This is a genomic window from Neobacillus pocheonensis (genome assembly GCF_050477905.1).
In the GTDB taxonomy this organism is placed as follows: Bacteria; Bacillota; Bacilli; order Bacillales; family Cytobacillaceae; genus Neobacillus; species Neobacillus pocheonensis_A.
Window position 1 is genome coordinate 54,861 of sequence record NZ_JBCNAD010000029.1, and the last position, 22,646, is coordinate 77,506.

18 protein-coding genes are annotated in these 22,646 nt (G+C 39.0%); 3 read left to right on the forward strand and 15 right to left on the reverse strand.

Features of this window, described 5'->3' with window-relative positions; genetic code table 11:
• Window positions 1–160 precede the first annotated feature (160 nt).
• Window positions 161–553, reverse strand: a complete 393-nt coding sequence (locus ABES02_RS16355) for a DUF1259 domain-containing protein (RefSeq protein ID WP_430136954.1) — start codon at window positions 551–553, stop codon at window positions 161–163.
• Between the two features lie 300 nt (window positions 554–853).
• On the opposite strand from ABES02_RS16355, the gene ABES02_RS16360 reads away from it, so the two are divergent.
• Complete coding sequence (locus ABES02_RS16360) at window positions 854–1,069, forward strand: (4Fe-4S)-binding protein (protein ID WP_430136957.1); 216 nt, start codon at window positions 854–856, stop codon at window positions 1,067–1,069.
• 30 nt (window positions 1,070–1,099) lie between these two features.
• A complete protein-coding gene (locus tag ABES02_RS16365) occupies window positions 1,100–1,390 on the forward strand; it encodes a GNAT family N-acetyltransferase (protein ID WP_430136959.1) in 291 nt (96 codons plus the stop codon).
• Between the two features lie 146 nt (window positions 1,391–1,536).
• Here the strand turns inward: ABES02_RS16365 and ABES02_RS16370 are convergent, their stop codons facing one another.
• From ABES02_RS16370 to ABES02_RS16395, 6 genes are all read right to left on the reverse strand, one after another.
• Window positions 1,537–2,361, reverse strand: coding sequence for an MBL fold metallo-hydrolase (locus tag ABES02_RS16370; protein WP_430136962.1), 825 nt, complete (start codon window positions 2,359–2,361; stop codon window positions 1,537–1,539).
• 198 nt (window positions 2,362–2,559) lie between these two features.
• Window positions 2,560–2,880, reverse strand: coding sequence for a hypothetical protein (locus tag ABES02_RS16375; RefSeq protein WP_430136964.1), 321 nt, complete (start codon window positions 2,878–2,880; stop codon window positions 2,560–2,562).
• Window positions 2,881–3,271: 391 nt separating this feature from the next.
• Window positions 3,272–7,735 carry a hypothetical protein gene (locus ABES02_RS16380; RefSeq protein WP_430136967.1) on the reverse strand — a complete coding sequence of 1,488 codons (4,464 nt, stop codon included), beginning with the start codon at window positions 7,733–7,735 and terminating at the stop codon, window positions 3,272–3,274.
• On the reverse strand, window positions 7,713–8,459 hold the full coding sequence (locus ABES02_RS16385) for a DUF6063 family protein (protein WP_430136970.1): 747 nt from the start codon (window positions 8,457–8,459) through the stop codon (window positions 7,713–7,715). Before ABES02_RS16385 ends, ABES02_RS16380 begins: the two co-directional genes overlap by 23 nt.
• Window positions 8,456–9,970, reverse strand: coding sequence for a hypothetical protein (locus ABES02_RS16390; RefSeq protein WP_430136974.1), 1,515 nt, complete (start codon window positions 9,968–9,970; stop codon window positions 8,456–8,458). Before ABES02_RS16390 ends, ABES02_RS16385 begins: the two co-directional genes overlap by 4 nt.
• On the reverse strand, window positions 9,961–11,034 hold the full coding sequence (locus ABES02_RS16395) for a Wadjet anti-phage system protein JetD domain-containing protein (protein WP_430136977.1): 1,074 nt from the start codon (window positions 11,032–11,034) through the stop codon (window positions 9,961–9,963). Before ABES02_RS16395 ends, ABES02_RS16390 begins: the two co-directional genes overlap by 10 nt.
• A gap of 477 nt (window positions 11,035–11,511) precedes the next feature.
• On the opposite strand from ABES02_RS16395, the gene hpaB reads away from it, so the two are divergent.
• Window positions 11,512–12,957, forward strand: a complete 1,446-nt coding sequence (gene hpaB, locus ABES02_RS16400) for a 4-hydroxyphenylacetate 3-monooxygenase, oxygenase component (RefSeq protein WP_430136980.1) — start codon at window positions 11,512–11,514, stop codon at window positions 12,955–12,957.
• 1,111 nt (window positions 12,958–14,068) lie between these two features.
• Here the strand turns inward: hpaB and ABES02_RS16405 are convergent.
• The 8 genes from ABES02_RS16405 to ABES02_RS16440 all read right to left on the reverse strand — a co-directional run bounded on the left by ABES02_RS16405 (window position 14,069) and on the right by ABES02_RS16440 (window position 22,639).
• Window positions 14,069–15,469, reverse strand: coding sequence for a hypothetical protein (locus ABES02_RS16405; protein ID WP_430136982.1), 1,401 nt, complete (start codon window positions 15,467–15,469; stop codon window positions 14,069–14,071).
• Between the two features lie 149 nt (window positions 15,470–15,618).
• On the reverse strand, window positions 15,619–16,728 hold the full coding sequence (locus ABES02_RS16410; protein WP_430136985.1) for an extracellular solute-binding protein: 1,110 nt from the start codon (window positions 16,726–16,728) through the stop codon (window positions 15,619–15,621).
• 64 nt (window positions 16,729–16,792) lie between these two features.
• Window positions 16,793–17,872: an acyl-CoA dehydrogenase family protein gene (locus ABES02_RS16415; RefSeq protein WP_430136988.1), complete on the reverse strand. Its 1,080-nt coding sequence runs from the start codon at window positions 17,870–17,872 to the stop codon at window positions 16,793–16,795.
• Window positions 17,869–19,023: an acyl-CoA dehydrogenase family protein gene (locus ABES02_RS16420; RefSeq protein WP_430136991.1), complete on the reverse strand. Its 1,155-nt coding sequence runs from the start codon at window positions 19,021–19,023 to the stop codon at window positions 17,869–17,871. Before ABES02_RS16420 ends, ABES02_RS16415 begins: the two co-directional genes overlap by 4 nt.
• Window positions 19,024–19,123: 100 nt before the next feature.
• Window positions 19,124–19,942, reverse strand: a complete 819-nt coding sequence (locus ABES02_RS16425) for an enoyl-CoA hydratase/isomerase family protein (protein ID WP_430136994.1) — start codon at window positions 19,940–19,942, stop codon at window positions 19,124–19,126.
• Window positions 19,943–19,993: 51 nt separating this feature from the next.
• Window positions 19,994–21,181: a CaiB/BaiF CoA transferase family protein gene (locus tag ABES02_RS16430; protein ID WP_430136997.1), complete on the reverse strand. Its 1,188-nt coding sequence runs from the start codon at window positions 21,179–21,181 to the stop codon at window positions 19,994–19,996.
• Between the two features lie 46 nt (window positions 21,182–21,227).
• Window positions 21,228–21,860 (reverse strand): hypothetical protein, encoded by a 633-nt coding sequence (locus ABES02_RS16435; RefSeq protein WP_430137000.1) that lies wholly within the window; start codon window positions 21,858–21,860, stop codon window positions 21,228–21,230.
• Entirely contained in the window at window positions 21,857–22,639 is a 783-nt protein-coding gene (locus ABES02_RS16440) for an SDR family NAD(P)-dependent oxidoreductase (RefSeq protein ID WP_430137003.1), read from the reverse strand. The genes ABES02_RS16435 and ABES02_RS16440 overlap by 4 nt, the downstream gene beginning before the upstream one ends.
• Between the last annotated feature and the right edge of the window lie 7 nt (window positions 22,640–22,646).

The window sequence follows — 22,646 nt, forward strand, 5'->3', positions numbered from 1 at the left end:
TTTTTCCCATTAATGTCACTTTGGCTGTCAGCCTTTGTTTAATACCAAAATGAATGGCTTCTCAAGTAACAGTATCTCCCTCCTCTAAAAACCAAAAGAAAAATGACCGCCCAACGGTCATCATCTTTAACTTAAGCTCCTTTGAATTGAACCTCAACACTTACGACTGCTGGCTCTTTAACGCTCTTCTAACTTTCCTTGCAAAAACTAATGGATCATCAACAGTTTCGATATTAACGTAAATTAAATTAGGTTCATCAAAAAACCACTCATTGTGTACGGATGAAACTATTATTCCTTGATTAAGAATGGAGGCAACAAAATTCTCGACTTCTAATTGCAAGAGTGCAACCCTACCTAAGCATAATGCTCGTCCAGTCTGATTATCTCTTGATTCAAATGAGAAAGAAGAGGTTACTCTGAAACGTTTTCCTAAAATTATTGCTTTTATTTCATTTCGATTTATGGTTGCTACGCATTTACCACCCGCAAAACCCTCTTGCCCACCGATAATTCTAGCAAACTCTTGACATATTGTTTGATCATTAAACACAGCTATTCATCTCCTCCCTAGTATTACTAGGATATGAATAAATGAAAAGCCTTGATAGGGACATGCATCTATTTCAAAATATAAATTACGATTTTAAACGAATGCACCCTTTCGTATTATAAGTTCAGCCTGATATTTTTATTTTAAATAATACGTCTCAAATTGGAGATTCCTCATAACATAAAGTACTATTAAATTAATATTGTTTTTCAAAAATTTATCATGTTGCTGCCAAGTGGCTTCGTTTGTTGGTAAAAACCCATCATACAGTTTTGTTAAATTAGATTAGAGGAGGATATTATGAGCGAAAATATTAAAACTTATGAAGCTGAAGGTATCAAAATATATTGGAAACCCAATATTTGCAAACATGCAGCAGAATGTGTAAAGGGATTGCCAAGTGTATTCAATACCCAGAAAAGACCATGGGTATCACCACAGAATGCAACAACTGAAAAAATCATGGAAGTGATTGATCTTTGTCCAAGCAGAGCACTTACTTATGAGCAAAAATAAACAGAACTAAAAAGTTAGGAGAATGTGGAAATGACTGAAATTAAAATGGGCAAGAATGAATTCTATATTGAGGAATCTAATGAAATTATTGCAAGAATTCAATTTATCCCAAGCGGAACAGATGTAAATGGAAGAAATTTAATTATTGTAAACCATACAGTTGTATACGAGGGACATAATGGTCGTGGATTAGGCAAAGAATTAGTAACCAAGATAGCAGAATATGCTAGAGATGAAAACTTATATATTATTCCTGTATGTCCTTACGCAAAAAGTGTTCTTGAAAGTAAGGAAGAGTATCAAGGAGTACTGGCAAATTGATGCCATAAAGCCTAGCTAGCAAGCGAGATGTCTTTGCCAACTGGTTTCCCGGCTGGCAAAGCATGCCCCTGGAGTCCCCTTGTCAACTATATTTACTAACTTTACTGTTAAATGTGTTCTTCAAGCTTTCCTAATAAATTAGTAAATTAAGTATTAAATAATGTTCCATTTAGTGCTTCAATATACCTTTTTGCTGACCTTTGAACCATCAAATCTGCATCTTCTCTAATAATCAGATTAAATGCGTCATATAATCGATTAAATGTAAAATCATTTACCCTATCTGCAATTCTTTCAACTGTTACACTGGGAAGAGGAATGAAGTTAGGATAACTATACATAAAGCTCACCCATTTACGATCAGCAGCCACACGTACTATATCTCCACTCAATAAAATTCCATTTTGACTGCTTCCATTTTTCCACTCTAAAACAGTACCGCCTTTATAATGTCCTCCAATTCTTTGAAGGATAAGACCTTCCTGCAATTCTAGAGATTCTCCAGACCAAAAAATGATTTTCTCGCTAGTTCTAGTCACCCATTCTTTATCATCTTCGTGAATGTAAATTGGAGCATCGAATGTTTCAGCCCATTCTACTTGACTAGAGTAATAATGAGGATGTGATAAAGCAATAGCAGCAATTCCGCCTAATTTATTAATATGGGAAATGGTTGATTGATCAATATATGTAATACAATCCCACAATAAGTTGTAATTCTTATCTTGTACAAGATAAGATGTCTGTCCGATTCCAAAACTTGGATTAGTCTTTATGCTATGTAATCCTTCTTCCTGGAGCTTAATGATATTACTATATGTACCCACCTCTATCAGCTTTTCTAATGTGGTCCACACCTGACCATTGGAACTAACAAATTGTCTTTCTTCCTCGCAAATCAAACATTGTTTTGGTGCTTCGATTGAACTCTCATACTGAACTCCACAAGTTTCACAAATAAAGTTTTTCAATAAATATCTCTCCTTTACTTATTCACTTCCAATTTACTCTCTTTTAAAATTCACCTAACAATCTAATAATCCTTCTTCAAGTAAACTGCACCCTTTTTTTGAGATTACTAATAAGATTACTATTATCGGTATTTCTTTAATCTAGTAATTTAGCATCAGTTTTATAATAATTCATTTCAGATAAAAACTGATAAGCTGTTAGTCCTTAACAGTTATCGTGATTTCCCTTAATTCCCTTGTTGGTGAAAAATACCAATAAATTTTAAAAAAGTTACTGAAACTTACTAAATAGGTTTCGCGTTTGTCTCTCTTGCTATAGGGTTGATCAGGAACCCTTACTAATAAATTTTGTCCATTATATCTTAATTTCCAATAATAATAATTACCTGTAATTATTGCTCTAACTCCGAAAAACTGCATTTTCTCTATGCAGCCGAATTTCTTTAAGAGTGCTTGTAATTCTTCAACTAATAAATAATAATTGTCAGGTAACTCCCTTTTTATTGTCGCTTTACTCACTTCTCCCTATAATTTTTCTAATTATAAAATATGTTAATTTTTACCAATTTATTTCTTTATTACATCTTATGACGAGTGGCATTTTATTAGAATACTACTCATTAATCTTATTACATAATCAAACAATACTTATTGTCCGTCATAATAATGATGTCAATTGCTATGTCAAAGTTAAGGAAAATCCGGAAAAACCTTGATAAATAAAGAAAAAGACGTATGCCAATTCATACGTCAATTCTTGTGTCATTTATTAAGGAAGCACCCGAAAACGGAACCCTTTATTTGCTTAATTGGGGTTCCCAAAATCGCAAAGGAGGCGCCTTTATCCTTTTCACTCATAGCCACAACTATATCGTTATCATGTCCACCCTAATGATTTCATTGTGTTATCTTATTGTACTACTCCCTCTCCCTGGTATATCCGGAATGCTGGAACAATCGTGTCTGAAACAATTTCTTTTCCTTTTTCACGGATAAAGTCCAATTTGTAATAGGCATCAAATCTTTGGCTGATTTCCGTTTTCACCAGTTCGGGAGGTGTGACGACGATGAATTGGAATTTCAGTTTTTCAGCCACTGCGAAGATCGGGTCAAGGACATGTGCCGATGCAGCTTGTCCGAACGGATTATCACAGACTAACGGAACCCAGCTTTGATCGGTTTCGCTTTTGACTGATAATAACATCATCATCATCACCATTCGAGCAGATAGCTTTTGTCCTCCACTGCCATCCGATTTCGTCTTAGAACCTTGATTGATGGTCTGCCAGGTGGAATAATGCTCTCTTTGCGGTTTCCCGTACATAAAGGCATTATCCGTCCGCATATTATAGACGAGCAGCTCAGGATATCGATTTCTGAGTGATACAAATAAGATTTGCTCATCACTAATCAGTTGTTTTATTTCTTCATCTAATGCTCTATTATGATCATCAATCATATCAAATTGTTTGGTAATTTTATTAATGGCAGCTACAAAGTGCTGTTTCAGCAGTGGTTCAATATCTTCAGCCTTTTTGGGTAAGATGTCTTCTTTGAGCTGGACGAGTGGAAAGGATCCTCGTTCATTTTTCAGCTTCATCTTCGCAATCATGGAACGAATGGCCTCTGAAATGCTCATCACTTTCATGCTGGCACGGCTGGCCCAGAAGTTTTGAGCCTTTTCTGCTCTTTCCTTGTCGCGTTCTAATTGTTCCAAACCACTTTGTGAAAAACGTTTCATATTTTTAACGATGTTCTGGATATGCGTATAATGCCTTGTATCCATATGGTCTAGCGTTGTTAACACTTCATTTTTAAAACGAATCTCCCAATCTTTTCCTTCAATCGTGAGCTTTAAATTACGCAAGGATTGATCGATTTTCGCATGCTTTTCTTGACCTTCTTCTTGAATAGCTTGATGTTCTTCACACCAGGATAAGATACATGCTTTACCTAGACTCTTAATTTGTTCTACATCATGATTCGTAAATGCTGCGGCTTCCTCTTTTAGGATCACGGATAAGGTTAACAAATCACCTTCGAAGCCCGCGATATTGGCTTCCGCTTCTTTTTGGTGTTTCTCCGCCTGCTTTACTTCCTCTTTCGTTAATTTCGTTTGGTCTTTAATCTCTACTTCCTTTACTTCTAAATCAATATCTGCCCATTGTTCAGGCTGTTTTCCATGCTTTTCGACTTTCTTTCCTGACTTATCACGCTGTCCACTCGCGTGCTTTAAGGATGTTTCCGCCACTGTTACAGCTGTTCCTTGTTCCCGTTCTTCTTTTTCTGCTGTCTTTACATCCTTCTGTGCCGTTTGCAGCATATTTTCTAATATACTCATAGGTTCATCTGGTTCTGGAGCTTTATTCCAATCCTGATTATAAGCATTGAGTTTTTTCTCTAATTTCTTTTGTTGCTTTTGTTCGGTTTCTTTTTTGGCTTGAAGAACAAGTAATTCCCTAGCCTGTTCTTCTTTTGATTTTTGCAACTGTTTTAGCTCTTCGATACTTCCATTTATCTCTTGTAAAATATGTGATGAAAGATGAGGGACATCTTCGCATTGGTCTGCTTTTTCATCAGCAGGATAAACCGCTTCTTCAATAAAGAATTTAATCTCCTTGATATTTTGTTCGGTTGTAAGCTTCCATTCTACATACGTTTGATTCCACTGGGTTTGCTGTTCAACTGTATTTTGGTGCTCTTTTCCTATTTCTTGCTGCTGAATGGTCAAGGCTTCCTGTTGTTTCTCTTTTTCTCGTTTTACCCGTTTATTTTCTTGATAAAGAGTTCTGTCTTGATCAAACTCCTCCAAGGTTTCTACATTTCTTGTAAGCTTTTCAATCCTGCCTTTTGTCTTTTCCAGCTCTTCTTTTAACCTCAACTGTAATTCTTTTTCTTTTTCTTCTTGCGCTTTGATTTCCTGTAATTTCGTTTTCAAAGACAGAAGTGAGTTCTGTTCCTGATAAAGAGATTTCTCGATATCAATGGAGAGCTCACTTGATAAAAAACGATCGATTTCTTTTAAAATACGACGTAAGAAGGCTTCTGTTTTTTCAATTTCATCGAGAGCATCTTTCTTTTCTTCGATTTGTTTCGCAATCTTTATTTTCCAACTGGTGAATTGATTTTTATCACTTAAAAGCTCTTTCTCGGTTCCATTAATAATCACAAACGATGGCTGCTGATGTTCGCTGTTCATTTCCTCACGCAAGAAAATCGGAACAGGACTTTTGAACATTCTACCGGTAAGAACCTGCTGATTAATTTTTTGCCATTGTTGCCCGCTTACGACCAACCCGTATGGAAGGAGCGGATACGCATGAAGGGTATGCGCCATTTCCTCTGGACGTAAGGATTGGAGAAATTGGGTTCCATAAAACACATCAATTCCAGTCTTCTCATCGATCCATTCCTTTAATTCTTTCACGTCTTTATTTGCGATCCAGAAAGGCTCATCATTTAAGGAATGGTCGAGTTGTGTTACCCATAATTCTTTTTTCATCTGTTCCGCTTGTTCTCGGTTATGCCCTAATATTTCTTCTATTTGTATCGCATATTTCGATAAGAGAGAGTGCGTAAACGGCGCTGTGACATCATCTATTAAACCTATAAGCTTTTCTAATAGCTTTGCCTCTTTTTGCTTTTGCTCTTCCTTTGCTTGGTTTAAATCTTCACATTTTTCTTCTGAAAACTGAATGGATTGGACGAGTGTACCATGTGATGTGGCAAGCTTATTTTGCTTCTCACTGGATTCTTTATCTTTTGCTTGCAATTCTACGTATCTAGCCTTTTTGTCGTCCATTTGTTTAACTAGACTCTCGATCAGGCCTCTTAAGTCATAGGTTAAGCGGTCGCCAAATTCTTGGATGAGTGCCGCTTCTTTAGACTCAAAAGTTTGGATTTGTGTATAGAGAAAATCAATTTCAGTACTGAGCTGAGCAATCTCTTTTGTCTTTTGTTTATCCTGTTGAGCTAGCTCCGAACCTTTTTTCTTTAAGAACTTTTGAAAACCAAAATACTGTTTAACAGCTTCTTGTATCGAGAGATAGGCTTGCTCCCATTGCTTTTTAGCTTCTTGCTTGATTTCATCCATTCTTTGATTTACTTGCTCTAAGCCGCTATTTTGTTCCAATGTCGCGATCTGCTGAGAAAGAGAGCGAATCGTTTGTTCGTTTTCACTCCACTCTTTTAACAATAACTGAAAGACCAATTGTTCTTTTCGTTCCTGTTTCTCTTTAACAATCGCTTGGAAGGAAGTATGCTTCTCCCTTTCTTCCACTAATTTCTTATCCCAATGCATGACCTCTCTGTGAGCTTTTGCAAATTCTAAATTGTCATTTTGGTAGCGTAAATCCGCTTGCCGTTCCGTTAATTTCTCTATGTCTTTCTTTAAGGTAAGCAGCGTTTCCTCTTCCAATTGCTTCAAATGCTCTAAGGCACCAAGCAGTTGTCTACCTGCCCGTATACTTGCATGAACAATTTCTTTATGTTCTGCTCCTTTAGCTACGTGCTCTTCAAATGGGACAATGTCTTCTAAAAACTCTTTATGGGCTTGCTCTCTTTTTAAGAGAACTGGCAGATCCTTTGCAATACTTGCCTGGCTCTTGAAAATCTCTACCAGATCGTTCTTTTGATGTTCGGTCCGATGTAGGACTTGACTAACAGTAGGGATGATTCGTTTTTGGAAAAGGGAATGATCATCCTCCGCTCCCTCGAAGTATTTGCCAACTCCGCCTTCATCCTTGTTAATGTCCTTCATAATATCCCAGTCTTTCCGGTTAATTCCGTATGTATCAAGGATGCGATAGTGCTTCTTCGTATCTCGGTAGACGTCATATCCATTCCATTTTAAATAGTCTTTCAGGCTTTCAGTTTCAGCCACCTCATCATTTTCATAGAGTGGAATATGCTCTAGCGCTGCCTCTTCTTTCCGTTCAAATTCTCTTGTATAAAAGGTAATATTCGGGAGGATTTTTGCTTCCTGTTCCAATGTTTTACTTTCATTTCCACTTTCTTCACTTAATGAGACCCGCTGCTCAGCTGAGAACATGCCTCCCGTTACGAGATGCCGCCGGTCAGCACCGTCCAATTCCCACTGAATAAGAACATGAAAGGTATAGGGAATAAATTGCTCCTTATTGTTAAAGAAAAACTGCTGATAATAACGATTGTTCTGTTTTCCCCATGAAGTTCCCGGTTTGAGTATTTGGAAGATGGTCTGAAGGAACACACCTTTTCCACCCCCATTCATCATCGCAATGAGGCCATTTGTTGATGTTTCATGATTATGGAAATTAAAGGTGGTATCTTTGTATTGCTTTTGCATCCCATCATACTTCAGGCCGACAATTCTAATTCGATGGATTTTTGGCATGCATACCCTCCTCCGTCGTCATTAATTTTTTTAATAATTCATAGCGATCAAAATCGTGATACAGGTATTCAATCCGCTCAAACAGTTCTTGTTTTGGAATCACCTTCGCTATATCGTCCCGATCAAGAATGACAATCATCCCTTCTGTCTCTAGTAAACGCATAGCGCCGGCAATTAAACCGATTCGGGTTCGTCTATTGCCTTTTTTCATCCCATAATCGTCCGTGTCTACCTCCATGTATTTCCATGTGGTCACCACTTCCTTCATATCAATTCGTTCTTCTTCTCCGAAGGCCGGTTTCGCTTTAAGAATGCTCTCCCATTTCATCATTAAGTCGTTGACTTGCCGTTCTAATGCGTAATAGCTAATTCCTTCACGCTTCGTACGGATTTTTGCCGCCTGGTTACGGTCTATGGCAGCTATAAAACACATAATGACAACACTCATAAGATGGAAGTGTTTTTTCGTTTCAACTTGCCGATGCTTTTCTTTCAAATGGGTAAAATTCGTAGCAAAGACGGATCCAGTTGGCTGGACAACTAAGTGGATGCGTTTAGGCGATTCAATAATATATGTACCTGATTCGTCTGCTAATAAAAGAACTGTCTGTCTTACTTCCGGATCAAAATAGGTCTGGAAGTGTTCACTATTTTCGTCGATGACTTTATCTTTTAAGAGTGTAAAATAGACAGCTGATGCTCTTTTGATACTTTCTGCATTCATCGATTCTCCTCCTGGACACATATTTTAAAAGGGGTCATTTTCATTTGATACCATAGGAAGGGCTCCGCCCGATGATCAAACACTGTATAGATCTTCAAGCCTTCAAACACTTGAAATTGCGGATATTCCTTCATTAATTTATAAAGAAGAATTTCCCTTTCATCGCTTAAGGTTTCTTCCTTTCGATGCAGTACTTGAACCTTTAGTGGCTTTTTATCGAACATCATCCACAAATCAATCGTTTCCGATTCTTCAAACCATAAATCCTGCACTTCTAATGGCAACTCTGCTAGATCAGCTAACGAAAACTCTCCGTTTGTTTGTAAAAATTGAAAAACATAACTCCATGCTTTTATAACAGAATCCCAGTTCGTCACTCGCAGACGAGTAATGCTTTCTTCTGCCTCCTCCTCTATTACAGCATCCGTTAATTGTTTTTCATCGAATTCTTGTTCACCCCAAATCCAATCCAAAGGCAAAATAAATTCATTCTTCGGTGAAAATAAAGGAGAAAGGACGGTTTCTATCGTCTCGAAATGATGAACGCCTTCCTTCATGAACCAATTTTCATAAAAATGCTCTCGAAAAGAAACTAGGCTGTTTTCCCAAAACAAGGATGGGTTTTCCGCTTTTAATTTCATCTCATATGAAATATTTTGAATGACTAGTTTTGCAAAGCGGTCATGCAATTGCCTTGTATGGCCAATTTTTTCTTGAAGGAGAATCAATTCTTTCTGAATATAATCATCTTCTTCGTTTCTTCGTTTTGTTTTTTCGATCATACTAGTAATCGTACGGAAGTGATTTTTTTCCTCTTCAAATTGCTTTTCAATTTCAACACGATTGTCGGCCCTTTGCCATTCCTCTTCCATCAATAAGATTTTGGGATTGTTGATCATTTCCTTTTGAAAAGTGAATTCATTTGCCATTAAGCGGTTTACGCGTGAAATGAGGTGATCGAGGTTTCGGGTAGCTTTTCTAAAATTACCGTTTTTAATCAGCTGCATACTATAAAGTTGTTCAATCGTGATGGAGAATTCCTCCGCCATTTCCCTGCTCATAAAAATCATTTCCTGAGCGACATCTGTGAGTTTATATACAATGGATCCACCCATTTCTAAATTCGTATATAACTCATCCATTGTGACATACCGAAATGTTTGCGTCTCCCAGGATTGTCTGATTTCATCGTAATATAGGGCTTCAAACGGTTTACTATACTCTTCTTTTCCCTGATATAAAAGCCCGCTAGTAATCCGTTCGATTTGCTTATCGTCTGCTAAAAGCTTCATTTGCTTAATCGCGTCTTCCACCATATATTTGATATCGGATTTACGTCTATGGTCATCATCATTTAATTCTCTATAAAAGATGGTGAGGAGCACTTGCATGAGAATGGTTTGGATATGAGGTTTCAGCTCACCCACGTCCATTCCCCTCCCCAGCTCAAACAGAGGATTTAATCGTTGCATTCGCAGGGCGAATCCTTCCCATGATTCGTTCACGTCCATCTCCTCCATGTTTCGATTGTTAACACTTCTTGTGGGATCCGCTTATTTTCCTGCCATAATTGTTGTAATAGCCCTTGCTCCTCTACCGTAAACCACTGAAAGAATAGATCACGGTATTGGATGTTTTGTGTTTGGCCTTGTTTTTGGTCATTGCTTTGTTCAAGACATTCAAGCATTTTGCGATAAATTTTTAAGGCTGGCTGAATACAGCAGTCCGGGTATTTTTCAATAAGCCGAATGATGATCCCGTATCCCGCGGCATCAAGATCTCCTGCGTAATAGAAAAGGTAGGATTTTGGCGGAAACATTCGAAAGAAAAAGGAAAAGCTCCGTTCAATTTTAGTCCCTTCACCATAAATAATCAGTTCAGGTTCATAATCGAGTTGACCCGCTTCCACTATCTTAATGGAAGTATGAAAGAATGATAGATTTTCGACAATCAGTACCCGCTGAATATCTTTTATTTCTTTCCCTTGTTTCATCCAGAATACAAAAGGCTCCCCATAGTTCACCATTTTAAGCTTCTCTTCTGATATCCCAATTCTGGTTAAAAATCCTTTTCCATCAGGAAAGCTATCACTGTCGAGTAGGAATTTTTCATGACCAAAGAGCTCCAGGCTTCTTTCTTCGACTGACACGATTTCCCGTTCCTGACTGGATTGAAGATATGTATATACATTCTGGATTCGTTCCCATTCCTCTCTCGTTTGCCATTCGGGATGCCGTTCATAAAAGGAAAAATCGAACTGATCGCCTAATTTCATCATCTCAAGACGATCCCATTTGTTTTCCTGAACTTTTATATTAACCCAGTAATATAAGGATAGTGCTGGTGTTCTCCCATTGTGTTGATTATTTCGAATAGGGATCAGTTGTCCCTCAGCCTGCAACATTTCAATGGCATGATAAAACGATGAATATCCATCCATTTCAAAATAATCCTCTAAAAGCTTGCGCAACTGAAGTTCTAAGTCGTTAATATTTATTTTCTTTTTTTGTTTAGGGTGCTGAATATCTCCAATAAAACCTCTTACCCTTGCTTCAATGACATCGATTGTATTCACCTTCTTCTATCTACTTATCGACATAGGAAACAACTCCTACAATCCTATTTGGACATCCTTATATTATAAACTAGTTGCGTTATGGTTGGTAAATGAAATTATTTTAATAAAGTGTCCGGCTAAATGAATTTTCCTTCAATACTTAAAAGGGTGTACCAATGGTGGCATACTCTAAGAATGTTTATACAATTAAAAGATGACAGCAACTCTGTCATCTTTTAATTTTTTATTATTCAACTTTTAATGTTATTTCATCACCAGTCATTCCACTACGTGCTTTTAGGGTTAATCCTTTTGCATCTGCTGGAACATCAAAGACAGGACATTTTTTTATTTATGCCAGTTGAAGCGATAAATTTTGCCCAATTTAAAACAAGGCTTTTCCAATAAGAATAAGCTATTAAGTAATCTAACAAAATGATACTAACTAAACTCGTACATTTCTTTGGCACCTTCATTATAAGGAGACGGTAGAACATGAGTATCATAAATGGTAGGGATTTTATTGAACGTTTAAATAAAATGAAAAATGAAATTTGGTTTGATGGTGAAAAAATCAAGGGGGAAATTTCAGAGCATCCTGCCTTTAAAGGAATTCTTAAGTCAAAGGCTTCCCTTTATGATTTGCAAAATTCTCAGGATATAAAAAATGAGATGACTTTCCTTTTGCCAGAAAACCAAAATACTATTGGACTATCTTACTTACAGCACAAAACGAAAGAGGATTTAAAAAGAAGAAGAAACATGATTGAACATTGGGCAAGACACACTCATGGAATGATGGGAAGAAGTCCTGACTATATGAATACGGTTGTAATGAGTTTTGCCTCCTCCGCCAGCGTTTTAAGAGATAGGGAAAATTGTTATCCCGAAAACATTCAATCTCTATATGAAAGGGCAATGGAACACGATCTATCGTTTACACATACCTTTATTACTCCGCAGGTAAATCGTTCACAAGTCTATTTTGGCTTTTCCAATGAGCCAATCTCCGCTAAGGTGATAGATCAAAATGAAAAAGGATTGGTTATCAAAGGTGCCCGCTTACTTGCCACTCAAGGTGGTTTAACGGATGAAGTTTTAGTTTTTTCTGCACCAAGATTGTTTTTTGATCCTAGCGAGGCGTTCGCCTTTTCTATTCCATCTAATACGAAAGGATTAAAATTTTTTTGCAGGGAATCCTTTGTGGGGGGAGAATCTTTATTTAATTATCCGTTAAGTTCAAAATATGAAGAAATGGACTCAATCGTCGTCTTTGACAATGTTTTGGTTCCATGGGACCGCGTATTTTATTACGATAATGTAGATGCAGCGACAGATTTTCTTCTTGAAAGCTCTTTTTACCAATTTGCCTATCATCAAGTCATAACCAGACAAATTGTAAAAACAGAATTTTTTCTTGGAGTTGCTCAACTTCTTGTCGAGACAATTAATGTTGGGGAGTATCAACATATACATGAAAAACTCTCCGAAATCATCATTGGTCTTGAAACTATGAAAGCACTTTTAGAGAAATCAGAAAATGATGCAGAATTGGATGAATGGGGATCTATGCGTCCAAGTATGATTCCATTACAAGTGGCTAGTAACATCTTTCCTAAAATTTATCCCCGTTTCATCGAAATTATACAAATAATTGGTGCTAGCGGAATGATATCGTTACCAACGGAAAGCGCGTTTGATTCCGAAATTCGTTCAGAACTCGACCAATATCTTCAAGCAGATGGTATGAATGCCGAGGACCGTGTGAAACTTTTCCGTTTGGCATGGGATCTTACGATGAGTTCCTTTGGTACAAGGCAAACCCAATATGAAAGATACTTTTTTGGTGATCCTATTCGATTATCCAGCAATTTATACAAAAACTATCTAAAAGATAAACATGTTGAAGAAATTAAAGGATTATTAAATCTAAAAAATTAAGAGTATCTGTACAAATTGTCAATGCAGTATCCTCCAGTTATAAATTTATAAACCAAAACCTTCACCATTTCCATCAAGAAACAGGGGTTTCTACTTTTGTAGAAACCCCTGTTTCTTTGGACTTTTTATCAATCAAGCCTTGTCTACCCCTGAGGCCAAAGCTGCTGAGGCTGATGGAATACATTTATTTAAATACCTAAATAATCCTCCAATTATCACAATTATTGAATAAGAAAAAGGTTCTTACTAAATCTAGTCTCCATAATTCCTTGTTTTCATTAAATTTTTTAATAGGTTAAAACATAAAACAGAAAAAGTTACCATTCCTATAATGGAGAGTAACTTTCTCTGTTTTTTTTGACTTAGTATTATTAAGTGCTGTGCTGTAGGCACCATTTATCTTATTTTTCCAAAACGACCACTCTTTCAATAATAACTTTTCCCACAAAAATAAAAGCAGGCTGATTGATTACGTCTTATACGATTTTTTATATCATTTAGGGGAGTAAGCACGGGTGATCGTCTGTTCTGTACGATTTCCGTTATCGTCCCATGCTTCCACCCGTAAAATGACACAGCCATTGGTATCACTCAATTTTGGGTTTTCGAGGGTTATGCTATACTTTCCATTCTTCCATTCTCTATCTTTTGGGCGTCCGTCCAAGTTACACCGTCGTCATAAGAGGCGGAGACCTTAACCCCAGATAAGGCTTGACTATCTTCGTAGCCTTTCTGGTGTGAGGTAGTTAAGGTGAATTTCATTTTTTTGTTCGATGCGGCTTGGTTGAACTCATCCAGCGGCAAGTCATAGCCAGTTAGAATTACCGGTAAAATCTGGCATTCTGAGACACCGAATGTTTTGGTACAACCAGCACAAGTGCATGGGTGGGCCTTGAAAATAGAAAAGGTAATTTAGCGGATTCGTACTCACAACTAAGATTCCCCGGCGGTTATTTAACATCAAAGAAACACTTATTGTCGAACAAAAATATAGAGTAAATATCTCGTTTCGTTTTTATCGTATTAAATAAATGTAACACGATAGAATAAAGAAGCTGACTCAAAGGGTCGATAAATGACGACTCCTTTGAGTCAGTTTTTTATTTATCTTTTAATGAATTAGGAATACAAAAGTGGATCCAATAATCAGCATAACAAGTAAAAAAATACCATTCCATCTGATTCCTACTGAAAATCCTGACTTTTCTAATAAACCGCTGACAAGTAGGTTGATTGGATTTACTGGGCTGATCACGGCTGACATGGACCAGGACATCATTAACAATAATGCCAGCACCTCGGGACGTGTTCCGATCATTCCTGGATCCATTTGTGTTACCAGAGCGGTGACAACGACAATTTGATGGACGCCTATGAAGGTAAATACCAGTACAATACTGACAATCATGATAATGAAAAGCAGAAAAGAGATAGATGCTGTTCGATTCAACAACATTTTAATACCATGTGAAGCGGCAGTCCCTGTCAATGCATTTCCAAAGAGTCCAGCACTCATAAATAACACAATCTCATTATTCATGAGAGGAACTGAAAATTTTTTAAAGATATTGAAATGATCGATAAACTCGGTCCATTTTTGTGTAGTTAGTGACCAAAGGACTGGATAGGCTATAGAAATGGAACATACCAGAAACATCATCGGCCATTTCGTCAAAAATTCAAACAGGAATAACAAACCTAATAAACAGATTAATAGTAAAATGAGATGAACCAGCTTTTTCCTATGGAAGGCTTCAAGTGCTACATTCTCTTTTTCATGGAATGATTCTAAATGATTCACTTCGTCGCTAAGCTTATTCCGTTTTAACCAGAGCCAAAATAGTAAATTTCCGCATACTAATTGAATGATTGCAAGAGGCAATCCAATCGGCAGGTAATGCAAAATGGGAACATCAAGATAGTAAAGAACCAAGGCAACCGATGCAAAATAAGGAGACCATAAGATGACAGTGGAAAAACCAACTAGGTAGGATTTCCCGAGAATGACTGGTGCGAGCTTTATATCCTTAATCGTTTCATGGAGGATACGGATTGTCCCTACATTAAATACCGGTCCTAGACAAAATAGAAATAGAGAAATGCTTCCAAATATCTTCTTTAACTGGTGCGAATACTTATCCATATAAAAATGAATCGAATCAAAATATCCGCCTATCTTAAAAGGAATCGTTAATAGGGGGACTAAAATAACCAGACTGATGACGGGCAGGTTTGCCAATATACCGTTTGTCGTGCCTTCTATCGGGGTACCCTTTAAAACATTAATAATCACTCCAGTTATAAACATCCCAATGCTAAAAAAACGGAGATGTCGTTTAGCCTCACTGACGCTTAATAAAAATACAACGATACATAGTCCGACAAAGAAATGGTCAAAAATGTTGGAATTTGTTAAATAATGAACAATATAGGCAGAGCACATCGAAAGAATTAACAGGCTTTTCACCTGAATCGGTTCTTTTATTCGAGCCATCATTTTCGTTTGCAGCATTTTTTTCACTCCACATAAATAAAAGAAAACTGTCTGGTTTCATATCTCACAGCACCAATGGAAATAATACTGTACCCCGGTAATGTACCGGGGCTGCAGTATTGACGACCAAACCTTCTGGAAAACTATTCATTCACTTTTTAATTGATTTATTTCAACAATTTTCCTAATTCCGGAGTTACTTCCTTAGTCCATCTGTCTGTCCACTCCCCGCGGATTTTTGCTAATTTATTAATGTCCACGGTATAGGTTTTATCTGTATCTTTTAACCCAATGATATCTTTATATTTATCTGGGATGTCCATTCCTTTCACCACTGGATAAAAACCTTCTTCTGAAATCGCTTTTTGTGAATCTTCACTAATTAAGAAGTTAACAAATTCAATTGCTTCTTTGGAATGTGGTGAGTTTTTAACCACTGCGGCACTAAAGGCATTCTTGTTCACGCCTTCCTTCGGTACCACCATTTTAAGTGGAATTCCGGAATTCGCTGCCAGGTCTGCAATGACATAGCTTCCCATTACGGTAACGTCAGCAGCTCCCTGTTGAATGGCTGGCATCATTTGGGTCGAATTTTTGTAGAAAGTGGACGAATAACCGGCAAGTTCTTTTGCCTTCTTTAGTCCAGGTTCCAGGTTATCTATGCTTCCGCCATTTACAATGGCCAAGTTATATAAGGTATTAAAGCCCCAGTCATTGCCAATATCAGCAAATGCTGTTTTTCCTTTGTAATCAGGACGAATCAGGTCATTCCATGACTCAATAGGTGCGATACCTTTCTTTTTAAACACTTCTGTGTTATAAGCTGGTGCAATCACCAATCCAAATGCAGGAGCCGCTACATTTTGAAGCGCAACGAAATCTTGATCGACATTTTTCATATTCGGAACCGTTTTTTCGTCAATGTTTTCGATTAGTCCTTTTTCATTAGCTCTTTGGACGTCGATTGGTACAAAGAAAGCAATATCAATTTGCGGCGCATTTTTTTGCAATTCGACCTTGGACAAAATTTCACCTGATAATCCTGAGATGTAGTTCACTTGAATACCGGTTTTTTCCTTAAATTTAGGTGCGATGATATCACGGATTACTTTTTCGATTTTACCTCCATTACCCGAAATCGTGATTTGTTTCGCTCCTCCTTTTTCTGTGGTGGCTGCGGACTTTGCATCCCCAGGTTTTTGTGGAGTAGGATTTCCACAAGCAGCAAGGGCTGCTATCATTAAAACAATTACAAACAAACTTAGCCATTTTTTCATGACACTTTCCTCCCTATCAAATTGAATTTTGATGTATTTACAGATTCATATCTAAGTAGAATGGTTAAATGGAGATTTTGCTGTTCATCGATGTTATGAAGGTCCATAAATCATCGGCTTCCATAGTTAAGACTTCCTCACCAAGTTTGCTCGCCCAATAGCTCTCATTTCCATATTCATCACGCCATGACCAAAGTCGTCTCGTGCTTTGCTGCAAAGCGTGTTCTTCCGTAAAACCAATTGCACCGTGTACTTGATGGGCAATCGGCGTGGCAAGGCTTGCGGCCTCTCCTACTCTGATTTTTGCAGCGATGATTTGGTTCTTTCCACTGTCAGCTTCAAAAGACTTAATCGCTAATTCCGTCATCGATTTTGCTGCTGAAACTTCACCTGCCAGTATGGCGATTTGCTGCTGAATGGCTTGAAACTTGGCGATTGGGCGTCCGAATTGGATTCGTTCCTTTGAATATTTCACACTCAATTCGAGAATTCGTTCAAGTGCCCCTGTCATTTGAGCCGCCCTAATTAGAGCCGTCATATAGTAAAACTCAACAGCAGCCACTTCGCTAAGGCTAAATACGTTATCACTCACTACTGGAACATCGTTAAAATACACATGATCTCTTGCCTCACCAGCATAATTCTTCCCATCATCGGTACGGCATGTACCCGGATCCACAATCGCTATCAAGTTTCCCTGCTCGGACTCCCCAATGACAAGAATTGCCTCAGCATAACGTGCAAATGGTACATCGTGGGCGAAGCCAGAAATCGTCCATCCGCAAGTAGTTTCATTGAATGTGATTGGATTCCCATTTTGAAAGGAAGCAATCGTGGTGGTTTTGTCCAATAAAGGTAAGCCGATTTTAGAAAGCAGCCAATTTGCCACAAACGTCTCTGCAATCGGGATGGGTGCCGAGTATTGCGCGGCAATCCTTAAAAATGTTAGTGCATCAGCTAAGCTTCCCCCAGTACCGCCTGATTCTTCTGGAATCCCTATTGTGGTCATCCCGGTTTCTACAAGTGTTTGCCATAATTCTGTGGGAAAAATGCCTTGTTCAGCAGCTTCAACCACTTCTTTCGTGCACAAATCCTTCATGATTTTCTCTGTTGTTTCCTGAATAATCTGACTAATTTCATTCATCTGATTCCAACCCCCCTTGCAATAATGCCTCTTAATATTTCTGTTGTTCCCCCCCTGAGTGTAAAACCAGGTGAATGCAATAACGCCTCCGCTAACAAGGATTTAAAGCGGACATTTGTTACTTGAGTTTGGGCAGCCACTAATTCCCTGGCTGCTTCGGCAATTTGAAATTCAAATTTCGTTCCTAAATCTTTTACTAAAGCAGCCGTTACATCGGGTGAAACCCCTTTTTCAAGCAGGCCTGCCACTCCTAGCGACATTTCCCGTAACGTGGTCAAGCGTGCTGCTAATTTACCAATGGTGATTTTCACATGCTCATTCGATTCCTCTTGTTTTAAAACGCGAATTAACTCCACGAATAGTGGAAAGGTACTTAAGAATCGCTCTGGTCCACTTCGCTCATAGGCTAGTTCAGCCATGCTTTGTTTCCATCCATCCCCAATCGTTCCGACCACCATATCATCGGGAACGAAGACATCCTCAAAAAATACTTCATTAAAATGGTGTTCACCCGTCATTAACTTTATTGGACGTAAGGTTACGCCAGTAGCAGATAAATCGACCACAAGTTGGCTTAACCCTTCATGCCGGTTGTCTGTTTTCGCTGAGGTACGGCATAAGGTCACCATAAAATGCGCATGATGTGCCCCGCTTGTCCAAACCTTACTGCCATTTAGCCGCCAGCCGCCGTCTACTTTCTTCGCATTCGTCGATATCGAGGCCAGATCTGAACCCGAATTGGGTTCGCTAAGTCCAATGGAAAAAAAGATTTCACCTTGGGCAATGCGAGGGAGAAATTCATTTCTTTGCTTCTCCGTTCCATATCTTAGAAAAAGCGGCCCTGTCTGACGATCGGCAAACCAGTGTGCGGCTACAGGTGCCCCGAAAGCCAACAGCTCTTCCGTCACTACATATCGCTCTAGCGCGGAACGCTCATGTCCGCCATATTTCTTCGGCCAGGTCATCCCCAGCCATCCACGTTGTCCAAGCTTCCGGCTGAATGCTGCATCCCATCGACTTAACCATGAATCACAATGAGGAACAAATGCTCCCTCTTCTATTTCTTTTTTAAGAAATTGACGAATCTCCTGTCGAAGCTCTTCTGTTTTTTCTGTCAGCTGTATGGTTTCTAATTCCAAACTCTTTACCAAAATCCTTCACCTCCGAAATATTCGTAAGGTCCCCATTAGGGACAAAACCTGATTAGTAATCTAGCAAACTATCTTTAATAAGGCCTCTTTAGGACTTCTTCTATTTAAATTCAGGCTTTCGCTTCTCAATGATTGCATTTAAGCCTTCTTGATAATCGGGATGTTCGGTCACCAATCCCATAAACGAAGAAACCATATCGAGGGAGGTTCTTAAATCTGTCTTCAGCCCTTGATAGACCGTCCGTTTGATTAATCTAATCGCCTGCTGCGGACCCCGTGCAAGTTGATGGGCGAGCTGATGAGCTTCTTCCATTAAACCTTCATGGGGCACTTGTTTTGTAATCAATCCAAGGGCAGCTGCTTCCTCCACATCAATGATTTTCCCTGTCCATAGCAATTCAAGTGCTTTGTCGATCCCTATTAATCTAGGTAAAAAATATCCGCCGCCGTCACCGGGGACAATTCCCACTTTGACATAAGCTTCACCAAATCTGGCCTCGGAAGAAGCGATGCGCAAATCACATTGCAGGGCCATATCGAGGCCGGCTCCAATCGCATCTCCATTGATGGCGGCAATCGTGGGTTTGTCTATTTCCTCCATTAACAAGGGAATTCTTTGGACATGCTTCCATAAACTATTCTTTCGTGCTAATCCTGTTGTAGAGAAATCCTGATCATCTTGACCGGAGAGATCTAAGAAACCTAATCCGTTTTTCATCGCTTTAATATCGCCGCCGGCACAAAAAGCTTTGCCATTCCCGGTTAACACCAACACTCGGATCTCATCATTATCCCTGACTTCTTCCAGTGCCTTAATCCATGACTCAATCATTTGCAGGCTAAAAGCATTTCTTGACTCGGGACGATTTAATGTAATCGTTGCAATTCCATTCTGTACTTCAAAAAGTAAATCTGACATATTTCCACCCTTTTCTTTCTATTTTTTCTAATAGACTTGTATAGAAATCCATTAAATGACACCCTGAGACTTTAAATTCTCGATTTCTTGTAAATCAAGTTTTAATTCTTCCCGCAGGAAGGAAACCGTATGCTCCCCAAGGAGTGGCGGGTGCCTGCGAATCGTTATTGGTGTTTTCGAAAAACGAATCGGATTTCGAACCAATTTAATTTTTCCTAATGTAGGATGTGGAACCTCTTCCACCAGTTCCCTTGCCAGCACTTGAGGATGCTGTAACGCTTGTTCCACATTGTTGACAGGTCCTGAAGGAATCCCTTTTTCCGAAAAAAGCTTAAACCATTCGTCTGCCGTTTTCGTTATAAAGATTGGTTCCAACTCCTCAGTCATTTCCACTCGATTGGCAACCCTCGAGCTGTTTGTGCTAAATTTTTCATCGGTGAGCCATTCAGGTCGACCGAGGATTTCACATAGTTTCTTAAACTGTTTATCATTTCCGACAGCAATCATCATTGGCCTGTCTTTACATTGAAATACTTGATAAGGAACAACATTATTGTGCTGATTTCCCAATCTTTTCGAAATATAGCCAGTGTTTAAAAAACTGCTGGCAATATTGGCAAGCGAACTTATTTGGACATCTAACAATGAAAGATCAATATGCTGCCCTTCGCCGCCTTTATCCCTCGCCCTAATCGCCGTCATAATGCTTACGGTTGTGTATAAGGAACAGATAATATCAACAATCGGTACTCCGACCCTTGTTGGCTCTCCATCCATAAAGCCGGTGACATCCATCAACCCGCCAATCGCTTGAATGACAGGGTCAAAGCCTGGTTCTTTGCAATACGGTCCCGTTTGACCATACCCGGTAACAGAACAAAGAATGATGTTTGGATTGACCGTTTTGAGTTGCTCATAGCCAATCCCTAATCGGTCCAGTGTCCCTGTAACAAAGTTCTCCAGAACGACATCGGCTTTTTTAACAAGCTCTAAAAATAAAGCTTTTCCTGTTTCTTTTTTCAGGTCGATGGTAACTGACCGTTTATTTCGGTTAGCGGTAAAATAATAGGTGCTTTCACTTTCTACAAAAGGAGACCAATCCCGCATGCTATCCGTCCCTTGGGGAGATTCGATGCGAATCACATCTGCCCCCAAATCCGCTAATATCATGGAGCCAGCGGGGGCGGCATAAATCCTCGACAAATCTAGAATCTTAATATCTTCTAATGGCAATGTCATCAAACATACCTCCTAGCTTATGGTATAAGGTCACTCAAATAGATGATTAAGTGCGTAAATAGGAAAGACATCTTTTAGCGGATGCCCTTGGTGCTGTAAGTATGGGGATCGTTGACTGAACCTGTGCCGCGATGTGCTCCATACTGTATTGCGATAGGACAATCACATCTACCTTCCCTTCTAATTGATAAACCATTTCTCTCACCCGTCTATCATGCTGTTCTTTATCGCCTTTCATCAGGAGGTGGATAAGGCCGGGCTCCACTAAAGATTCCATTTGAACATATGGATTTTTTTCTTTTAAATAACTCATTAACGCAATCGGCGTTTCTTTTACGGTAGAAATTAATCCAATTCTTTCATAGCCTAAAGCCTCATCAAGAACCGCTTCATCTGATCGAAATAGTTTCATAGGATATAACGGCTGCAGGATTTTGGTTACGTTATTAAAAGCAGAACAACTGAGTTGAATGCAGTCGACATTCGATTGAACAGCTAAGTTCACTAATAAGGAAAACCGCCTGATAATCTCAGGTGTAAGAGAACTACTTTCCTCAATCATTGGAAGAAGCCCTGTATCCATAAAGTGAAGGAGTTCAACAGGAGTGGATTCCTCCTGAAATGCTTCGACGATTGGGTTTACTGCAGTTGTTGTCGCATGAATCAGCCCGATTTTCATAGTACACCAGATTTCCCGCCGTCAATATTTACGGCTGTCCCGCTAACATAAGAAGCCGCATCAGACACGAGGAACGTAATCACTTTCGCTGCTTCCTCGGTATTTCCAATCCTTCCAAGCGGAATTTGATGTTTAGGATCATTTGCATACTGTTCCCATGTCTGTTCTGGTGCTTCTCTTTTCCATCTTTTTTCAATCTGATCGCTCTTAATTAACCCAATACAAACCGTGTTCACGCGAATGTTATCAGGGCCAAGATCTTTGCTCATCGCTTTCGTCAGCGCCATCCCTGCTGCACGGCTTACGGTGGTCGGCAGAGAGGAAGCAGGCGGTGTTTTGGCGATTGAGGCGTTCACATTTACAATTGCTCCTTTACCCTCTCTTCTCATATAAGGCAGCGCATAACGGGAACAATGAATCGCGCCGAATAATTTTAAATCGAGATCCTGCTGCCAAAGTGCCGTTTCCACCTGTTCAAATGGTTGGACTGCTGAGGAACCGGCATTATTGATGACAATATCGAGACGGCCAAAATGCTCGGCGGTCTTTGTCACCGCCCGTTTACAATCTTCCTCGATGGTCACATCGGCTACTATTTGTAAGGGCTCCACACCTGTTTGTTCGTATATGCGTGCTGCTGCTGTTTCTAGATATTCTCCATTTCTGGCACAAATCGCAACCTTTGCTCCTTCATAAGCCAAATGAAGGGCCGTTTCCAACCCAATTCCTTTACTTGCCCCAGTAATCAGGGCCACTTTCCCTTTTAATCCCAAATCCATAAAATCC

Bases quoted from the DNA above. Each gene is read 5' to 3' on its own strand.
- ABES02_RS16360 (WP_430136957.1), top strand. From the start codon at position 854: ATGAGCGAAAATATTAAAACTTATGAAGCTGAAGGTATCAAAATATAT.
- ABES02_RS16365 (WP_430136959.1), top strand. From the start codon at position 1,100: ATGACTGAAATTAAAATGGGCAAGAATGAATTCTATATTGAGGAATCT.
- ABES02_RS16380 (WP_430136967.1), bottom strand. From the start codon at position 7,735: ATGCCAAAAATCCATCGAATTAGAATTGTCGGCCTGAAGTATGATGGG.
- ABES02_RS16385 (WP_430136970.1), bottom strand. From the start codon at position 8,459: ATGAATGCAGAAAGTATCAAAAGAGCATCAGCTGTCTATTTTACACTC.
- ABES02_RS16390 (WP_430136974.1), bottom strand. From the start codon at position 9,970: ATGGACGTGAACGAATCATGGGAAGGATTCGCCCTGCGAATGCAACGA.
- hpaB (WP_430136980.1), top strand. From the start codon at position 11,512: ATGAGTATCATAAATGGTAGGGATTTTATTGAACGTTTAAATAAAATG.
- ABES02_RS16405 (WP_430136982.1), bottom strand. From the start codon at position 15,469: ATGCTGCAAACGAAAATGATGGCTCGAATAAAAGAACCGATTCAGGTG.
- ABES02_RS16410 (WP_430136985.1), bottom strand. From the start codon at position 16,728: ATGAAAAAATGGCTAAGTTTGTTTGTAATTGTTTTAATGATAGCAGCC.
- ABES02_RS16415 (WP_430136988.1), bottom strand. From the start codon at position 17,872: ATGAATGAAATTAGTCAGATTATTCAGGAAACAACAGAGAAAATCATG.
- ABES02_RS16425 (WP_430136994.1), bottom strand. From the start codon at position 19,942: ATGTCAGATTTACTTTTTGAAGTACAGAATGGAATTGCAACGATTACA.
- ABES02_RS16430 (WP_430136997.1), bottom strand. From the start codon at position 21,181: ATGACATTGCCATTAGAAGATATTAAGATTCTAGATTTGTCGAGGATT.
- ABES02_RS16435 (WP_430137000.1), bottom strand. From the start codon at position 21,860: ATGAAAATCGGGCTGATTCATGCGACAACAACTGCAGTAAACCCAATC.
- ABES02_RS16440 (WP_430137003.1), bottom strand. From the start codon at position 22,639: ATGGATTTGGGATTAAAAGGGAAAGTGGCCCTGATTACTGGGGCAAGT.